Origin of the sequence: Nocardioides sp. YR527 (assembly GCF_900101045.1) — a bacterium.
Classification (GTDB): domain Bacteria; phylum Actinomycetota; class Actinomycetes; order Propionibacteriales; family Nocardioidaceae; genus Nocardioides.
Window position 1 is genome coordinate 103,867 of record NZ_FNFN01000011.1, and the last position, 13,644, is coordinate 117,510.

The following is a 13,644-nucleotide window of genomic DNA, read 5'->3' on the forward strand; positions in this document are numbered from 1 at the left end:
CAGGGTATGTCTTCTGCGCGATTCGCGATGTGCGTACACGCCGCACCGGATGGGACCATTGCCAGGTGGCCCTCGCATCCTCCCCGTTCCTGCAGGCACTCGCCGGAGAAAAGCCGAGCCGTACGCCGGTGTGGTTCATGCGCCAGGCCGGACGGTCGCTGCCCGAATACCTGAAGGTCCGCGAGGGCATCGGCATGCTCGAGTCCTGCCAGAACGCCGAGCTGATCACCGAGATCACCCTCCAGCCCGTACGCCGCTACGGTGTCGACGCGGCCATCTTCTTCTCCGACATCGTGCTGCCCCTGAAGGCGGTCGGTGTCGACCTCGACATCAAGCCCGGTGTCGGCCCGGTGATCGCGAAACCGGTCCGCACCCTGGCCGACGTGGAGGCGATCCCGGACCTGACGCCGGAGCACGTCACCTACATCACCGAGGCCGTCCAGAACCTCACCGGCGAGCTGGCCTCGATCAACGGTGGGACGCCCCTGATCGGCTTCGCCGGCGCCCCGTTCACCGTGGCCTCCTACCTGGTCGAGGGTGGCCCGTCGAAGGAGTACGCCAAGACCAAGGCGCTCATGTTCGGTGCCCCCGACGTGTGGGACGCCCTGATGCGCAAGATTGCCGGGATCTCCGGCGCGTTCCTGGAGGTCCAGGTCCGTGCGGGTGCCTCCGCGGTGCAGCTCTTCGACTCCTGGGCCGGTGCATGCACGCCCGCCGACTACGAGCGCCACGTGCTGCCCTACTCCACCCAGGTGATGACCCGGATCGGCGAGCTCGGTGTCCCGCGGATCCACTTCGGCGTCAACTCGGCCATGCTCCTTCCGCTGATGGGCAGCGCCGGTGCCGAGGTCGTCGGCGTCGACTGGCGTACGCCGCTGGACTGGGCGATCACCCAGCTCGGCGACGAGTTCGGAGTCCAGGGCAACCTCGACCCCGCCCTCGTCTTCGCGCCCACCGAGGTGATGCTCGAGCAGGCCGGGAAGATCATCGAGACCGGGCGTCGCGCCAAGAGCCACGTCTTCAACCTCGGCCACGGCGTCATCCCGAGCACCGACCCCGACCAGCTCGCCCGGCTCACCGAGTTCGTGCAGAGCTACGAGCCGGCCGAGGGCTGAGCGCGAGAGGGTCGAGCGCGGGCGGCCGTCTCGGCGAGCAGGTCGAGGAGGCTGCGCGCTCCCGAGGTCGTACGTGCGTTGTGCCGTCGCACCGCGACCATCGTCACCCGGGAGCGGTCTCCGGCGAGGGGACGTACGGTGATGTGCCCGCCGGTCTCGCGCGGGTCGCCGACGACGCTGTAGTCGGGCAGCAGGGTCAGTCCGAGGCCCTCGCCGACCATCATCTTGCCCATCTCGGCGCCGTCGGTGGCGTGCCAGTGGTGGGGGAGGTCGCGACCGAAGACGCGGTGGGCGAAGCGATACATCAGGTAGCCCGAGCGCATGCCGACGAACGGCTCCTCGCGGAGCTCCTCGACGGTGATCTCGTCGCGGGACGCGAGCGGGTGGTCCGCGGGCAGCACCACGATCGGCCGTCCGTGGAGGAGCACGGTGCCTTCGACCGTCGGCGGCAGGTCGTCGCCGTCGAGCAGGTTGACCAGGCCGATGTCGATCGTGCCCTCGACCAGGGCGAGGTAGATGTCCTCCTGCACCATGGTGCGGACCTCGACGCTCGTGCGTGGATGCTCCTCGCTGAAGCGACGCAGCGTCGGTAGCAGCACCGTCGAGGTGCCGGCGTGGACCGTGCCGACCCGCACCGAGCTGACCCCGGCGTGCTGGTCGCCGGCGGCCAGACGGAGCCGGTCGACGGCCTCCAGGACGTCCGACATCGAGTGCAGCAGCTCCTGACCCTCGCGGCTGATCCGGGCGCCGGCGCGGCGCCGGTCGAGCAGGGTCACGCCGAGCTCGCGCTCGAGCTTGGTGATCGCCTCGCTCAGGGCAGGCTGGGAGATGTGGAGCTGCTCGCTCGCGCGGCGCAGCGAGCCGTACTGGGTCACGGCCGCGATGTACTCCAGCTGCTCGATCCTCACGCTGTCCTCTCGTCGTTCGGTGATCGGTCATCCCGAGCGGGTGATCGGTGATCACTGGCGTCCGGCCAGCACCCTCGCGCCCATTCTCTACTAATTTAGTCAACTAAGAAGAACGACTTCCACGACGCAAGACCGAGAGGGCGCGATGACAACCGAAGCTGTACGCAACGCCGCGGAGTTCGGCGCGGCACCCACGACCCCGGAGGGCTGGGTCGACCGTGCCCGCGAGGTGGCCACCAGGCTCTCCGTGGACGCGGTCGCCCGCGACCGGGCCAACCAGGTCCCGACGTACGAGGTGAACCTGCTCAAGGAGAGCGGCCTGGTCACCCTGCTCGGCCCTGCCGAGCACGGCGGCGCCGGCCAGGACTGGACGACCGCGCTGCGCGTGATCCGCGCGGTGGCTGCCGGCGACGGCTCGATCGGGCAGCTGCTCGGCTACCACTACCTGTGGGCCTGGGCGGCACGGCTGGTCGGCACCCCGGAGCAGGTCGCCGCCGTCGAGCAGCTCTACACCGAGAACAACTTCTTCTTCGGCGGCGCGGTCAACCCGCGCGACGACGACCTGGTGATCAGGGTCGAGGGCGACGAGCTCGTCTTCACCGGCCGCAAGTCGTTCTCGACCGGCGGACGGATCTCCGACCTGACCGTGCTCGAGGGGGTCATCGAAGGCACGGAGAAGCATGTCTTCGCGATCGTCCCGACCCAGCAGGAGGCCATCGTCTTCGCCGGCGACTGGGACAACCTCGGCCAGCGGCTCACCGAGTCCGGCGCCGTCGAGATCAACGGCGTGCGGGTCCCCTGGGAGTCGGCGGCCGGTTACGTGAAGCAGGCGGACGGGACGTACGAGTTCGTCCCGCGGGTCTACAACACGCTCAACGTGCCGATCATCCAGCTGATCTTCACCAACTTCTACCTCGGCATCGCCGAGGGCGCGCTGACGACCGCCGCGACCTACACCCGCGACACGACCCGCGCCTGGCCCTATGCCGGTGACGTCAAGGAGAAGGGGAGCGAGGAGTTCTACATCCAGGAGACGTACGGCGACCTCACCTCGAAGCTGTGGGCTGCTCAGGCGCTGGCCGAGCGGGCCGCGGGCCTGATCGAGGCGATCAACGCGCACGCCGACGAGGTCACCGAGCAGGAGCGCGGCGAGGCGGCGGTCGTGATCGCCGCGGCCAAGCAGGTCGCGATCGACGCCGGCCTCGAGATCGGCACCAAGGTCTACGACCTCACCGGCGCCCGGGCGACGTCCAACAAGGTCGGCCTGGACATCTTCTGGCGCAACATCCGGACGCACTCGCTGCACGACCCGGTGGCGCACAAGCGGGCCGAGGTGGGCCGCTACGCGCTGCTCGGCGAGATCCCCGCGCCGACCTGGTACACGTGAGCCGCCTGCGGTGATCAGCAGGGCCTCTCGCCCTGTCGCTGCCTGATAGGCGGCACCTATCACGGGATCGGGTCTTCCGGTGGTCCACATCGGGAGATCCGGTCCCGTCTTCTGTTTAATCAGATAAGTTTAATAGACATTAACGAACCGAGGAGACCAGCATGACTTCACCGGCAACCGAGCCCCTGAAGTTCGCCTACTGGGTGCCCAACGTCAGTGGCGGCCTGGTGGTGAGCAAGATCGAGCAGCGCACCGACTGGAGCTACGACTACAACAAGAAGCTCGCGCAGCTGGCCGAGAACAACGGCTTCGAGTACGCCCTCTCCCAGGTGCGCTACATGGCCTCCTACGGCGCGGCCTACCAGCACGAGTCCACCTCGTTCTCCCTCGCGCTGCTGCTGGCCACCGAGCGGCTCAAGGTGATCGCCGCGGTCCACCCGGGGCTGTGGCAGCCCGGCGTGCTCGCCAAGTTCCTGGCCACCGCGGACCACCTCTCCGGCGGCCGCGCGGCCGTCAACGTGGTCAGCGGCTGGTTCAAGGACGAGTTCACCCAGCTCGGTGAGCCATGGCTCGAGCACGGCGAGCGCTACCGCCGCTCGGAGGAGTTCATCCGCTACCTGCGCGAGATCTGGACCTCCGACTCCGCCGAGCTGAACGGCGACTTCTACCGGCTGCACGACTTCGACCTGAAGCCGAAGCCGCTGGCCGGCGAGGGCCGGCCGCACCCGGAGATCTTCCAGGGCGGCAACTCCTCCGACGCGAAGGCGATGGCCGGCCGTGTCTCGGACTGGTACTTCGCCAACGGCAACACCCCCGAGGGCCTTGCCGCGCAGATCGCCGACGTCAACGCGGTCGCCGAGCCGCTCGGTCGTCGGGTCCGGTTCGGGATCAACGGCTTCATCGTCGCCCGCGACACCGAGAAGGAGGCGCGCGACACCCTCAGGGAGATCATCGACAAGGCCGACCGCGAGGCGGTCGAGGGCTTCGGGTCCGCGGTCAAGCAGGCCGGGCAGTCGACCGGCGACAAGACCGGGATGTGGCAGGACTCCAGCTTCGAGGACCTGGTGCAGTACAACGACGGCTTCCGGACCGGGCTGATCGGCACGCCGGAGCAGGTCGCGGAACGGATCGTGGAGCTCAAGCGGGCCGGAGCCGACCTGATCCTCGGCGGCTTCCTGCACTACCTCGAGGACGTGGAGTACTTCGGCCGACGCGTCCTCCCGATCGTGCGCGAGCTCGAGGCGCAGCAGCTGGAGCCTGTGGCTTGAGCGCGACGGAGATCGCCCGGCTCGATGCCGAGACCGCACCGCTGGTGGCCCGGCGGCTGGCCGACGAGCTCGCGCTCGGCGACGGTGGACGCGACCGGGTCAGGGCGCTGCCCTACGACCAGGTCAAGGCGTACGCCGCCGCCGGGCTCGGTGCGCTCACCGTCCCGCTCGAGTTCGGCGGTCCGGCGCTCCCTGCCACGACCGTGGCGGAGGTGTTCCGGCTGGTCTCGTGGGGTGATCCCAACGTCGGCCAGGTCCCGCACAGCCACTTCACCATGCTCAATGGGCTCCGTCTCAACCAGCTCCGGCTGAACGGCACCCGTGACCTGGCGCAGCGGATCTACAGCGAGGTGCGGGCCGGGGCCCTGGTCGCCAACGCGCAGTCGGAGTTCGGGACCAAGCACGTGCGGGACATCCGCACGACTCTCACGCCTGCCCGGCAGGAGGGGGAGTGGCTGCTGAACGGCGAGAAGTTCTACTGCACCGGCTCGCTCTTCGCCGACTACCTCGCCGTGCTCGCGCGGCGTGACGTCGACGGGCCGCTGCAGGTGGCGTGGGTCCGTACGGAGACTCCCGGCGTCGAGATCGTCGACGACTGGGACGCCGTGGGGCAGCGTACGACTGGTTCCGGAACAGTTCGCTTCACAAACGTTCCCGTAGCAGACGATTGGGTGACGCCGTTCGCGGTCGCGTTCGACGTGCCGACGACCTACGGCGCCTTCGCCCAGCTGCTCCACGCGGCCATCGACGCCGGGATCGCCCGGCGGGCTCTGGACGAGGCCTCCGAGTTCGTACGCACCAAGTCCCGCCCCTACGCCGACGCCGTCGCACTCGCCGGGGTCGAGACGGCCGCGCAGGACCCGCTGGTCGTCCACGCCTTCGGCGAGATGGAGCTGGCCGTACGCAGCGCCGAGGCGCTCCTCGCCGAAGCGGGCCGACGCGTCGACGAGGCCGACGCGGATCTCACCGCCGAGTCGGCCGCGGAGGCGAGCCTGGCGGTGGCGGCCGCCCGCGCGTCGACCGCGAAGGTGTCGGTCGACGTCACCAGCCGGCTGCTCGAGGTCTCCGGCGCCCGGTCGGCTCTGACGTCCACCAACCTCGACCGCCACTGGCGCAACGCACGCACCCACACCCTCCACGACCCGGTGGCCTGGAAGGTCCAGCACCTCGGGCGCTGGGCCGTCGACCGCACCCCGCCGCCTCGGCACGGGCAGATCTGACCTCCCCGCATCCCCCACACATCCCACGCGAAAGGCAGCGATGAGTTCCCTCAAGTTCCACTGGTTCCTCCCGACCAACGGCGGCGACGGCCGTCACGTGATCGGCGGCGGTCACGGCGTCAGTGCGCTGGCGGCGGGCCGTCCGGCGACGGTGCCCTATCTCGGCCAGATCGCGCGCAGCGCCGAGCAGCTCGGCTTCGAGGCGGCGCTGACGCCGACAGGCGCGTGGTGCGAGGACGCCTGGGTGACGACCGCGATGCTCAGCTCCCTTTCGGAGCGGCTGAAGTTCCTGGTCGCCTTCCGGCCGGACTCGGTCTCGCCCTACCTGGCCGCGCAGATGGCCGGCACCTTCCAGAACCTGTCCGGGCAGCGGCTGCTCCTCAACGTCGTCACCGGCGGTGAGGACCACGAGCAGCGGATGTACGGCGACTTCCTGGCCAAGGACGAGCGGTACGAGCGGTGCGGGGAGTTCCTGCACATCGTCCGCCGGCTCTGGGCGGGCGAGACGGTGACCTTCTCCGGGAAGCATCTCTCGGTCGAGAACGCGCGCCTGGAGCAGCGGCCCACGCCGGTCCCGGACGTCTACTTCGGCGGCTCCTCGCCGGCCGCGCTGGAGGTCGCCGCAGAGCATGCCGACGTCTACCTGACCTGGGGCGAGCCGCCGACCGCGGTGGCGGAGAAGATCGCACGAGTGAAGAAGCTGGCCGCCGACCGCGGGCGCGAGCTCCGCTTCGGGATCCGGCTGCACTCGATCGCCCGCGAGACGTCGTCGGCCGCCTGGGCGGAGGCCGACCGGCTGCTGGAGAACATCTCCGACGAGGACATCGAGCGCGTCCAGGCGGGGCTCTCCCGCAGCGCCTCGGAGGGTCAGCGACGGATGCTGGAGCTCAACCAGGGCTCGCGTGACGGGCTCGAGATCCACCCCAACCTGTGGGCCGGCGTCGGGCTGGTCCGCGGTGGTGCCGGGACCGCGCTGGTCGGGTCCTACACCGAGATCGCGGACCTGATCGAGGCCTACCACGCGGTGGGGATCACCGAGTACGTGCTCTCCGGCTACCCGCACCTGGAGGAGTCCTACTGGTTCGGCGAGGGCGTCCTGCCCGAGCTCGCCCGCCGGGGCCTGTGGTCCCACCCCGCCCCCGTTGCCGGCCGAGGGGCGGCGGTGCCCTTCGGCGCCGCGGCCCAGTAGGAGGTCCTCATGTCTGCTGTCTCCCCCACGGGCACAGCCAACCCGAAGCGGGTCGCGCTCGCGGCCTCGGTCGGCGCCACCATCGAGTGGTACGACTTCTTCCTCTACGGCACCGCCGCCGGCCTCGTCTTCGACAAGCTCTACTTCAACGGGCTCAGCGGCACCGCCGCGACCTTCGCCTCCTTCGGCACCTTCGCCGTCGGGTTCCTGGCCCGCCCCGTCGGCGGCCTGATCTTCGGGCACTTCGGCGACCGGATCGGCCGCAAGACCATGCTGATCTGGACGCTCGTGATCATGGGGGTGGGCACCTCGCTGGTCGGGCTGCTCCCGACGTACGACTCCATCGGGGTGCTCGCCCCGATCGCGCTCGTGGTGCTCCGGATCCTGCAGGGGATCGGCGTCGGCGGTGAGTACGGCGGCGCGGTGCTGCTGGCCACCGAGTACGCCCCGGCCGGGCGCCGTGGGCTCTACGGCAGCTTCGCGCACATCGGCGTCCCTGGCGGGCTGGTGCTCGCCTCAGGTGCGTTCGCGATCGCCTCCCAGCTGCCCGACGCTGCGTTCCTGGCGTGGGGATGGCGGGTCTGCTTCCTGATCTCGATCGTGCTGCTCGCCATCGGCGCCTGGATCCGGCTCTCGATCATGGAGACGCCTTCGTTCCAGGAGGTGCAGGCCGAGAAGAAGGTCTCCAAGCTGCCGGTCGCCGAGCTCTTCCGGCGTCAGCCGCGCACGCTGCTGCTCGGGATGGGGACCCGGTTCGTGGAGGGGTTCACCTACAACCTCTACTCGGTCTTCCTGCTCTCCTACGCGGTGTCGGACGCCGGGCTGAGCCGGTCGGTGGTGCTCAACGCGATCATGGCCGGTGCGCTGCTGGGTGTGGTCATGACCGTCGTCTCCGGAGCGCTGAGCGACCGGTTCGGACGACGGCCGGTCTACACGGTCGGGGCCGTGCTGGGGCTGGTGATCGCCTTCCCGGTCGCGGCCGCGGTGCAGTCCGGCGCGGTGGTGCCGTCGGTGGCGGCCTTCGTCGGTGGGCTGGGCCTGGTCTACGGCACCGTCTACGGGCCGCTGGCGGCGTTCTGGAGCGAGCTGTTCGACACCCGCTACCGCTTCTCCGCGCTCAACGCGCTCTACCAGATCTCAGGAGTGGTGGCCTCCGGGCTGACGCCGCTGATCGCGGCTGCCCTGGTGGCACTCTCCGATGACCGCTCGCTGTGGTGGGTGGCCGGCTACAACGTCGTGGTCGCCGTGATCAGCCTGACCTGCATGTGGCTGCTGCCGGAGACCCGTGGCGAGAGGCTGCGGGACACGGCGGTGGACGAGGCGCGGGCAGCGCCCGCGAGAGAGGTGGTGGCGCGATGACGAGTCCGCTGCGTACGAATCAGGATCTCGACCCGGCCGCGCTCCGGCAGGCCTTCGGGGTCTTCCCCAGCGGGGTGGTGGCGGTCGCCGCGGTCGTCGACGGACGCCCCGTCGGTCTGGCCGCTTCGTCGTTCACCTCGGTGTCCCTGGACCCGCCGCTGGTCTCCTTCTCGGTGGCCCGGACCTCGAAGACGTGGCCCGACCTGCGGCGCTCCTCGCACCTGGGCGTCACCGTGCTCGCCGAGCACCACGGCGAGGTCTGCCGCCAGCTCGCCGGCCCGGTCGACTCCCGCTTCGACGGGTTGGTCGTCAGCGCATCCCGCGACGGGGCGCTGACGTTGGACGAGGGCCTGGCCCAGTTCGACTGCACCGTCTACCGCGAGGTCGAGGCCGGCGACCACATCGTCGTACTCCTCCAGCTCCACGCCGCCGACCACGGCGCCGGCCGCCCGCTCGTCTTCCACCGCTCCAACTTCGGCCGGCTCGCCGGCTGACCCCACCCTGCCGAGGCGTCACCCCCGTCGGCCGAGGCGTCACGTACGTCGGTCGAGACGGCATCCCGGTGCCAACTCGGCCGACGGGGCTGACGCCTCGGCACTAGAGTCCGGGTGTGGATACCTTCGGAGCCATCGCTCTCTTCGGTCTGATCCTGCTCTACTTCGTGATCGAGTCGTCGGCGACCAAGACGCGGACGGACCTCACCCGCCGGCTGAACCGGCTCGAGGACAAGGTCGATCTGCTCCTGAAGCACGCGGGGGTGGAGGAGCCGCCGTTGCCACGTCAGGACGAGGTGGTGGCGCTGGTGCGCGCGGGCAAGAAGATCGAGGCGATCAAGGTCTACCGGGAGGCGACCGGGGTCGGGCTGGCCGAGGCCAAGCGCGCGGTGGAGCAGCTCACCTGACGTACGCCGGTGCGATGGCCGATGCGACACTGGACTCGTGCGTGTCATCGTCGTCGGAGCAGGGATCGCCGGGCTGACCGCGGCCCGCGATCTGTCCCTGAAGGGGCACCGGGTCACGGTGCTGGAGGCCTCGGACCGGGTCGGAGGAAAGATCCGCGGGGAGTCGGTGGCCGGGCAGGTCGTCGACGTCGGGGCCGAGGCGATGCTCAACCGACGGCCCGAGGGCGTCTCGCTGGCCAGGGAGATCGGCCTCGACGTCGTACACCCCACTGGCGCGAAGTCCTCGATCTGGTCGCGTGGCGCGCTGCGGCCGATTCCGCGCTCGATCATGGGCGTACCTCTCGACCTGGCCGCGCTCGAGTCGGCCGGTCTCCTCTCCGAGGAGACCCTGGAGGTCGTACGCCGCGAGCCCACGCTCCCACCTGCGAAGACGGACGAGGACATCTCGGTCGGTGACTTCATCGCCTCCCGGTTCGGGGACGAGACGGCCGATCGGCTGGCGGATCCGCTGCTGGCCGGGGTCTACGCCGGTCATGCCCGCCGGATCTCGGTGAAGGCGGCCGCCCCGCAGCTGTTCATGCTCGCCGAGAAGGGGTCGCTGCTCGAGGCCGCCGCGGCGCTGCCGAGCTCGGACGTCCCGGTCTTCGCCGGGATCGAGGGCGGGATGTCGCGGTTGCCCGAGACCCTCGCCGAGGGTCTGGACATCCGGTTCGACACCCCCGTCGACACCGTCACCAGGACCCCGCAGGGCTTCTTGGTCGAGCACAGTCTGATCGAGACCGGTGGCGAGGTCGAGGCGGCCGACGCCGTCGTGGTCGCGACCCCCGCTCCGGTCGCCGCCAGGCTGCTCCGCTCGACCGCCCCGTCGGTCGCACGCGAGCTGTCCGGGATCGAGACCGCGAGCGTCGCGGTGGTGACCTTCGCCTTCCCCGACCTTCCCGCCGAGCTGCACGACAAGTCCGGATTCCTGGTCCCGCCGGTCGAGGAGTGCGCGATCAAGGCCTCCACGTTCTCCTTCGCGAAGTGGGCCTGGGTGGGGGAGCGCGGCACCTACCTGCGTACCTCCATCGGACGCCACGGCGAGCCGCCCTGGGACGACGACGACCGTCTGGTCGCCGACTCCCTGGCTGCCCTGGCCGAGATCGCCGGGATCACCGCGACGCCGACCGACGTACACGTCCAGCGCTGGACCGATGCGCTCCCGCAGTATCCCGTCGGCCACCTCGACCGGGTCGCCCGGATCCGGCAAGGACTCCGCGGCGTGCCCGGACTCGCCCTCGCCGGGGCCTCCTACGACGGCGTCGGGATCCCGGCCACGATCGCCTCGGCGCACCGCGCCGCCGCGGACATCGGCTGAAAGCTCAGGCCGGCACCCACCGCAGCGTCGAGACACAGACGTCGAGAGCCAGCTTCCAGGCCAGGAACTTCTCGTCGGTCGCCGTCATGTCCAGCGGCCGGGCGATCGTCGCGGTCAGCTGAAGCCCCCGACGCCGCTTCGAGCCGGGGACGGGGGTCATGTAGACGATCGTCGTCGCGACCACGGGCTCGTCGCCATCGGCGGTCTTGGTCGACTCGCGCTCGTACCTGATGAACCGCTTGTCGCCGAACAGCGGCTTGGCGCCATGGTCCCGGATGATCGCGGCGACGTGGGTGTCGAGGGTCCCGCCGCTGCCGGCGTGGAACGTCGTCGCGACGATCGCGCCGGGAATGATGGCGAGGCTGTCGGTCTCGGCGGTGGCGGCGAAGTAGGCCTTGACCTGCTGCTGCTTCATGAGCGCGTACGCCTGGTCGAGCTGCGCACGCATGGAGGCGTGGAGCTCGGGCCGGTTGATGCTCATGAAGCGCTTCTTCAGTGCCGCGTCCATCGCGGCCCGGTCCGCCTCGTCCGGGGAGTGTCGTTCCCAGCCGGGGAGGAGCTTCAGCTCGAACTCCGGCTCCTTGGTGCCGCCGAGCAGCTCGCGTAGCGAGGACTGCGGGTCGGGTGCTGCCTCAGACAAAGGACGAGTCCTCCCAGACGTCGAACGGGTCGCTCGGCATGCCGGGGACCGGCTCTGCCGAGAACGGGGTGCCATCGGGGCGTACGACCTCGAGCTCGGCGAGGAAGAGCGGCATGTCCGCGATGGTGAGACCGAAGATCGCGGGTGCGCCTGCCTCGACCACGACCATCACGCTGATCTCCTGCGTCGAGAAGACGAAGATGCCGGTGAGGAACTCGACGGTCTCACCGTCGATCTCTCCGGTCCTGGACGCGAGACATCTCAGTCCGGGACCGAGAGCGGCCCCGGCGTACTCGTCGACGTCGAAGCCCTGCTGCCGCCACTCCTCGGGCGAGGTCGGCTCGCCGCCCCCGAGTACGACCCGAACCCGGCTGACGACGGGCGCGGGCAGCGGCCAGTGGAGCATCGAGGCCAGCGTCCCGGGGTGGAGGTCGCCGGCGAGGTGGTGGGCGAGCAGGGCCCGCGCGTCGGGGTCGACCTCGTCGGTCCACTCGCCGTCCCAGGTGTCGCGGAGCGAGGCGAGCACGTCCTCGACCCACCTCTCCGCACCCGCGCCGTCGAGCTCACCCGCGTTCGGGACCCAGATCCATCGCTCCGACGGCTGGGCGATCTCAGCTTGCCATGTCTCCGGCATCATCCCTCCGAGGGCTGTGCGCTCTGCTGGTCATTGGTGCGCCGCTCGTTCAGCGACTGGCTCGTCGAGGTGGTGCCGTACCACTCGCCTGCCCACTTCCCCAGGCCGCTGAGCCCGTCGAAGCCGGCCCCGATCTTCTGGCCCCAGGTCCCTGTGCGTATCCCCCCGTAGATGGCCATCCCGGTAGCGATGTCGGAGCCGCTCATGATGCCCACGGGAATGTCCTTGGGGGGCTTGAACGGGTTGGCCATCCAAGCGGCCCTGGTCCGGGGGACCTCCCTGAACCCGGTGGAGATGGAGAGTGCGGTCTTGAACTTGGCGCCGAACGTGACGTTCACGGGAGGTGGGTTCAGCGGCGCCGCTCGTTTCAGAGCAAAGTTTCCGAAGCCTCGTCCGGCCGCGCCGGCAGTCTTTCCTCCGGAGGCGGCGCCCTTCCCCAGCTGGCCCCAGGCCTTTCCGATCTGACCGAGCTTTCCGAAGGGGAGCACCGCGAGAACCGCCAAGAGCACGTCCGTCACCTCGCATTTGCCCGCTGAGGCCTGGACGATCTTGCCGATCAGCACCAAGGCGCCGAGGGCGAATCCGATGACGGCGACGATGCCACCGAGGAAGAGCCCGGCGATCATGAAGACCATCGCGATCGCCTCGAGGATGTTGATCAGGAAGCCGAAGATCTCCCAGAAGCCGTCCTTGATGCTGCCGGCCATCTCGTTGCCGATGCCGTTGACCGCGAGGTCATAGGCGTCTTCCCAGGTGTCGTACTCGGCGTCCCAGGTTTCCGCGTCGTCCTGCCATTCGTCGTACGCGGCCTTCTTGGCCTGCCCCTCGTCATCGTCCGCTTCGCGGTCCCCCGGAAGCCCCTCATAGGTGGTCCACTTGTCCGTGCAGGACTCGACCAACGGTCCCATCTTGGCTTGCTGTTCCCCGAGGCTCGTGCCGTACGCAGCGATGAGCGGCCCCACGGGCGTGTAGAGCTCGCTGGCCTCCCGCAACGTCTCGTAGGAGGACCCGATCTTGTCCTGAAGCTCGGCGACTGCCTTGCCCTGCATCTGGCCCTCGGCCAGTTCGCCGGTGGCGACCTGCTCGAGGACGTTGGCCGCCTCGGACATCTGCTCACCGAGCTCTTCGATCTTGTTCCCGCGCGCGACGATCACCGCCGAGTCGCCGGTGAGAGGTTGGATCTCCCGACCCTTGGGTGACTGATCCATGACTCACTCCATCCGTCTATTTCTGCTGGAACAGGAGAGCCGTCTCGCTGTCCCAGTTCTGGAATCCCTCGACGACGCCTTTGATGTGGTCCCGCACGTCGGAGAGCTCGTCCTTGAGGTCGTTGCGCTTCATGTCCCAGCGCTGCTCGAAGTCGTCGGCCTGGCCGCGCAGATCGCCGCGGCGGAACGGGTTGCCGATGGCGCCTTCGAGAGCGTCGGAGTTGCCGACCGCGTGGTCGAACTCGTCGATGATCGAGTCCAGCTTCTTGACCGTCTGATCAAGGGTCTCGATCTTGATGGAGACGTCTGCCATGTCACCACGCCTTTCCGGTGTGCACAGGGCTCGCCGAGGAAACGCGAAAGCGCTCTCAGCCGCAGGCGAATTGGGGGGATCGAGGTGACGTACAACCCGAGACAACCTGGCGACGGACACCCGAGTGGAACGTTACAACACGGCC

Annotated in this window: 14 protein-coding genes; 9 read left to right on the top strand and 5 right to left on the bottom strand. The window is 69.5% G+C overall.

The genetic code is table 11. The features are described from left to right. The first annotated feature begins 65 nt into the window (after positions 1-65). Entirely contained in the window at positions 66-1,115 is a 1,050-nt protein-coding gene (gene hemE / locus BLT25_RS26775; protein ID WP_091052461.1) for a uroporphyrinogen decarboxylase, read from the top strand. Here the strand turns inward: hemE and BLT25_RS26780 are convergent. Continuing rightward, positions 1,094-2,023: a LysR family transcriptional regulator gene (locus tag BLT25_RS26780; RefSeq protein WP_091052463.1), complete on the bottom strand. Its 930-nt coding sequence runs from the start codon at positions 2,021-2,023 to the stop codon at positions 1,094-1,096. The two genes, hemE and BLT25_RS26780, sit on opposite strands and share 22 nt — an antisense overlap. A gap of 145 nt (positions 2,024-2,168) precedes the next feature. Here BLT25_RS26780 and BLT25_RS26785 point away from each other — a divergent pair, with 145 nt between their 5' ends. The 8 genes from BLT25_RS26785 (at position 2,169) to hemG (ending at position 10,704) form a co-directional block, all read left to right on the top strand. Next, positions 2,169-3,410, top strand: a complete 1,242-nt coding sequence (locus BLT25_RS26785) for an acyl-CoA dehydrogenase family protein (protein WP_091052464.1) — start codon at positions 2,169-2,171, stop codon at positions 3,408-3,410. 161 nt (positions 3,411-3,571) lie between these two features. Further along, positions 3,572-4,678 carry a dimethylsulfone monooxygenase SfnG gene (gene sfnG / locus BLT25_RS26790; protein WP_091052466.1) on the top strand — a complete coding sequence of 369 codons (1,107 nt, stop codon included), beginning with the start codon at positions 3,572-3,574 and terminating at the stop codon, positions 4,676-4,678. Further along, positions 4,675-5,898: an SfnB family sulfur acquisition oxidoreductase gene (locus tag BLT25_RS26795; RefSeq protein WP_091052468.1), complete on the top strand. Its 1,224-nt coding sequence runs from the start codon at positions 4,675-4,677 to the stop codon at positions 5,896-5,898. Before sfnG ends, BLT25_RS26795 begins: the two co-directional genes overlap by 4 nt. 40 nt (positions 5,899-5,938) lie before the next feature. Continuing rightward, positions 5,939-7,087, top strand: a complete 1,149-nt coding sequence (locus tag BLT25_RS26800; RefSeq protein WP_091052469.1) for an LLM class flavin-dependent oxidoreductase — start codon at positions 5,939-5,941, stop codon at positions 7,085-7,087. 9 nt (positions 7,088-7,096) lie between these two features. Beyond that, positions 7,097-8,446 (top strand): MFS transporter, encoded by a 1,350-nt coding sequence (locus tag BLT25_RS26805; RefSeq protein WP_091052471.1) that lies wholly within the window; start codon positions 7,097-7,099, stop codon positions 8,444-8,446. Continuing rightward, positions 8,443-8,940: a flavin reductase family protein gene (locus BLT25_RS26810; protein ID WP_091052473.1), complete on the top strand. Its 498-nt coding sequence runs from the start codon at positions 8,443-8,445 to the stop codon at positions 8,938-8,940. Before BLT25_RS26805 ends, BLT25_RS26810 begins: the two co-directional genes overlap by 4 nt. A gap of 116 nt (positions 8,941-9,056) precedes the next feature. Beyond that, the gene (locus tag BLT25_RS26815) at positions 9,057-9,347 is read left to right on the top strand and encodes a ribosomal protein L7/L12 (protein WP_091052474.1); all 291 of its coding nucleotides are present in this window, start codon (positions 9,057-9,059) and stop codon (positions 9,345-9,347) included. Positions 9,348-9,384: 37 nt separating this feature from the next. Then, entirely contained in the window at positions 9,385-10,704 is a 1,320-nt protein-coding gene (gene hemG / locus BLT25_RS26820) for a protoporphyrinogen oxidase (RefSeq protein WP_091052476.1), read from the top strand. Positions 10,705-10,708: 4 nt separating this feature from the next. Here hemG and BLT25_RS26825 read toward each other — a convergent pair whose 3' ends face one another. The 4 genes from BLT25_RS26825 to BLT25_RS26840 are packed head-to-tail and all read right to left on the bottom strand — an operon-like array spanning position 10,709 to position 13,499. After that, positions 10,709-11,344 carry a protein TPRXL gene (locus BLT25_RS26825; protein ID WP_091052477.1) on the bottom strand — a complete coding sequence of 212 codons (636 nt, stop codon included), beginning with the start codon at positions 11,342-11,344 and terminating at the stop codon, positions 10,709-10,711. Further along, complete coding sequence (locus BLT25_RS26830) at positions 11,337-11,978, bottom strand: hypothetical protein (protein ID WP_143033880.1); 642 nt, start codon at positions 11,976-11,978, stop codon at positions 11,337-11,339. Before BLT25_RS26830 ends, BLT25_RS26825 begins: the two co-directional genes overlap by 8 nt. After that, positions 11,978-13,186 (bottom strand): hypothetical protein, encoded by a 1,209-nt coding sequence (locus tag BLT25_RS26835; protein WP_091052481.1) that lies wholly within the window; start codon positions 13,184-13,186, stop codon positions 11,978-11,980. The genes BLT25_RS26830 and BLT25_RS26835 overlap by 1 nt, the downstream gene beginning before the upstream one ends. A 16-nt stretch (positions 13,187-13,202) precedes the next feature. Further along, the gene (locus BLT25_RS26840; protein ID WP_091052482.1) at positions 13,203-13,499 is read right to left on the bottom strand and encodes a flagellar protein FlgN; all 297 of its coding nucleotides are present in this window, start codon (positions 13,497-13,499) and stop codon (positions 13,203-13,205) included. Positions 13,500-13,644: the final 145 nt, after the last annotated feature.

What these genes read in the sequence shown, in the direction of transcription:
- BLT25_RS26785 (WP_091052464.1), top strand. Translation starts at nt 2,169, where the DNA reads ATGACAACCGAAGCTGTACGCAACGCCGCGGAGTTCGGCGCGGCACCC.
- sfnG (WP_091052466.1), top strand. Translation starts at nt 3,572, where the DNA reads ATGACTTCACCGGCAACCGAGCCCCTGAAGTTCGCCTACTGGGTGCCC.
- BLT25_RS26800 (WP_091052469.1), top strand. Translation starts at nt 5,939, where the DNA reads ATGAGTTCCCTCAAGTTCCACTGGTTCCTCCCGACCAACGGCGGCGAC.
- BLT25_RS26805 (WP_091052471.1), top strand. Translation starts at nt 7,097, where the DNA reads ATGTCTGCTGTCTCCCCCACGGGCACAGCCAACCCGAAGCGGGTCGCG.
- BLT25_RS26810 (WP_091052473.1), top strand. Translation starts at nt 8,443, where the DNA reads ATGACGAGTCCGCTGCGTACGAATCAGGATCTCGACCCGGCCGCGCTC.
- BLT25_RS26830 (WP_143033880.1), bottom strand. Translation starts at nt 11,978, where the DNA reads ATGCCGGAGACATGGCAAGCTGAGATCGCCCAGCCGTCGGAGCGATGG.
- BLT25_RS26835 (WP_091052481.1), bottom strand. Translation starts at nt 13,186, where the DNA reads ATGGATCAGTCACCCAAGGGTCGGGAGATCCAACCTCTCACCGGCGAC.
- BLT25_RS26840 (WP_091052482.1), bottom strand. Translation starts at nt 13,499, where the DNA reads ATGGCAGACGTCTCCATCAAGATCGAGACCCTTGATCAGACGGTCAAG.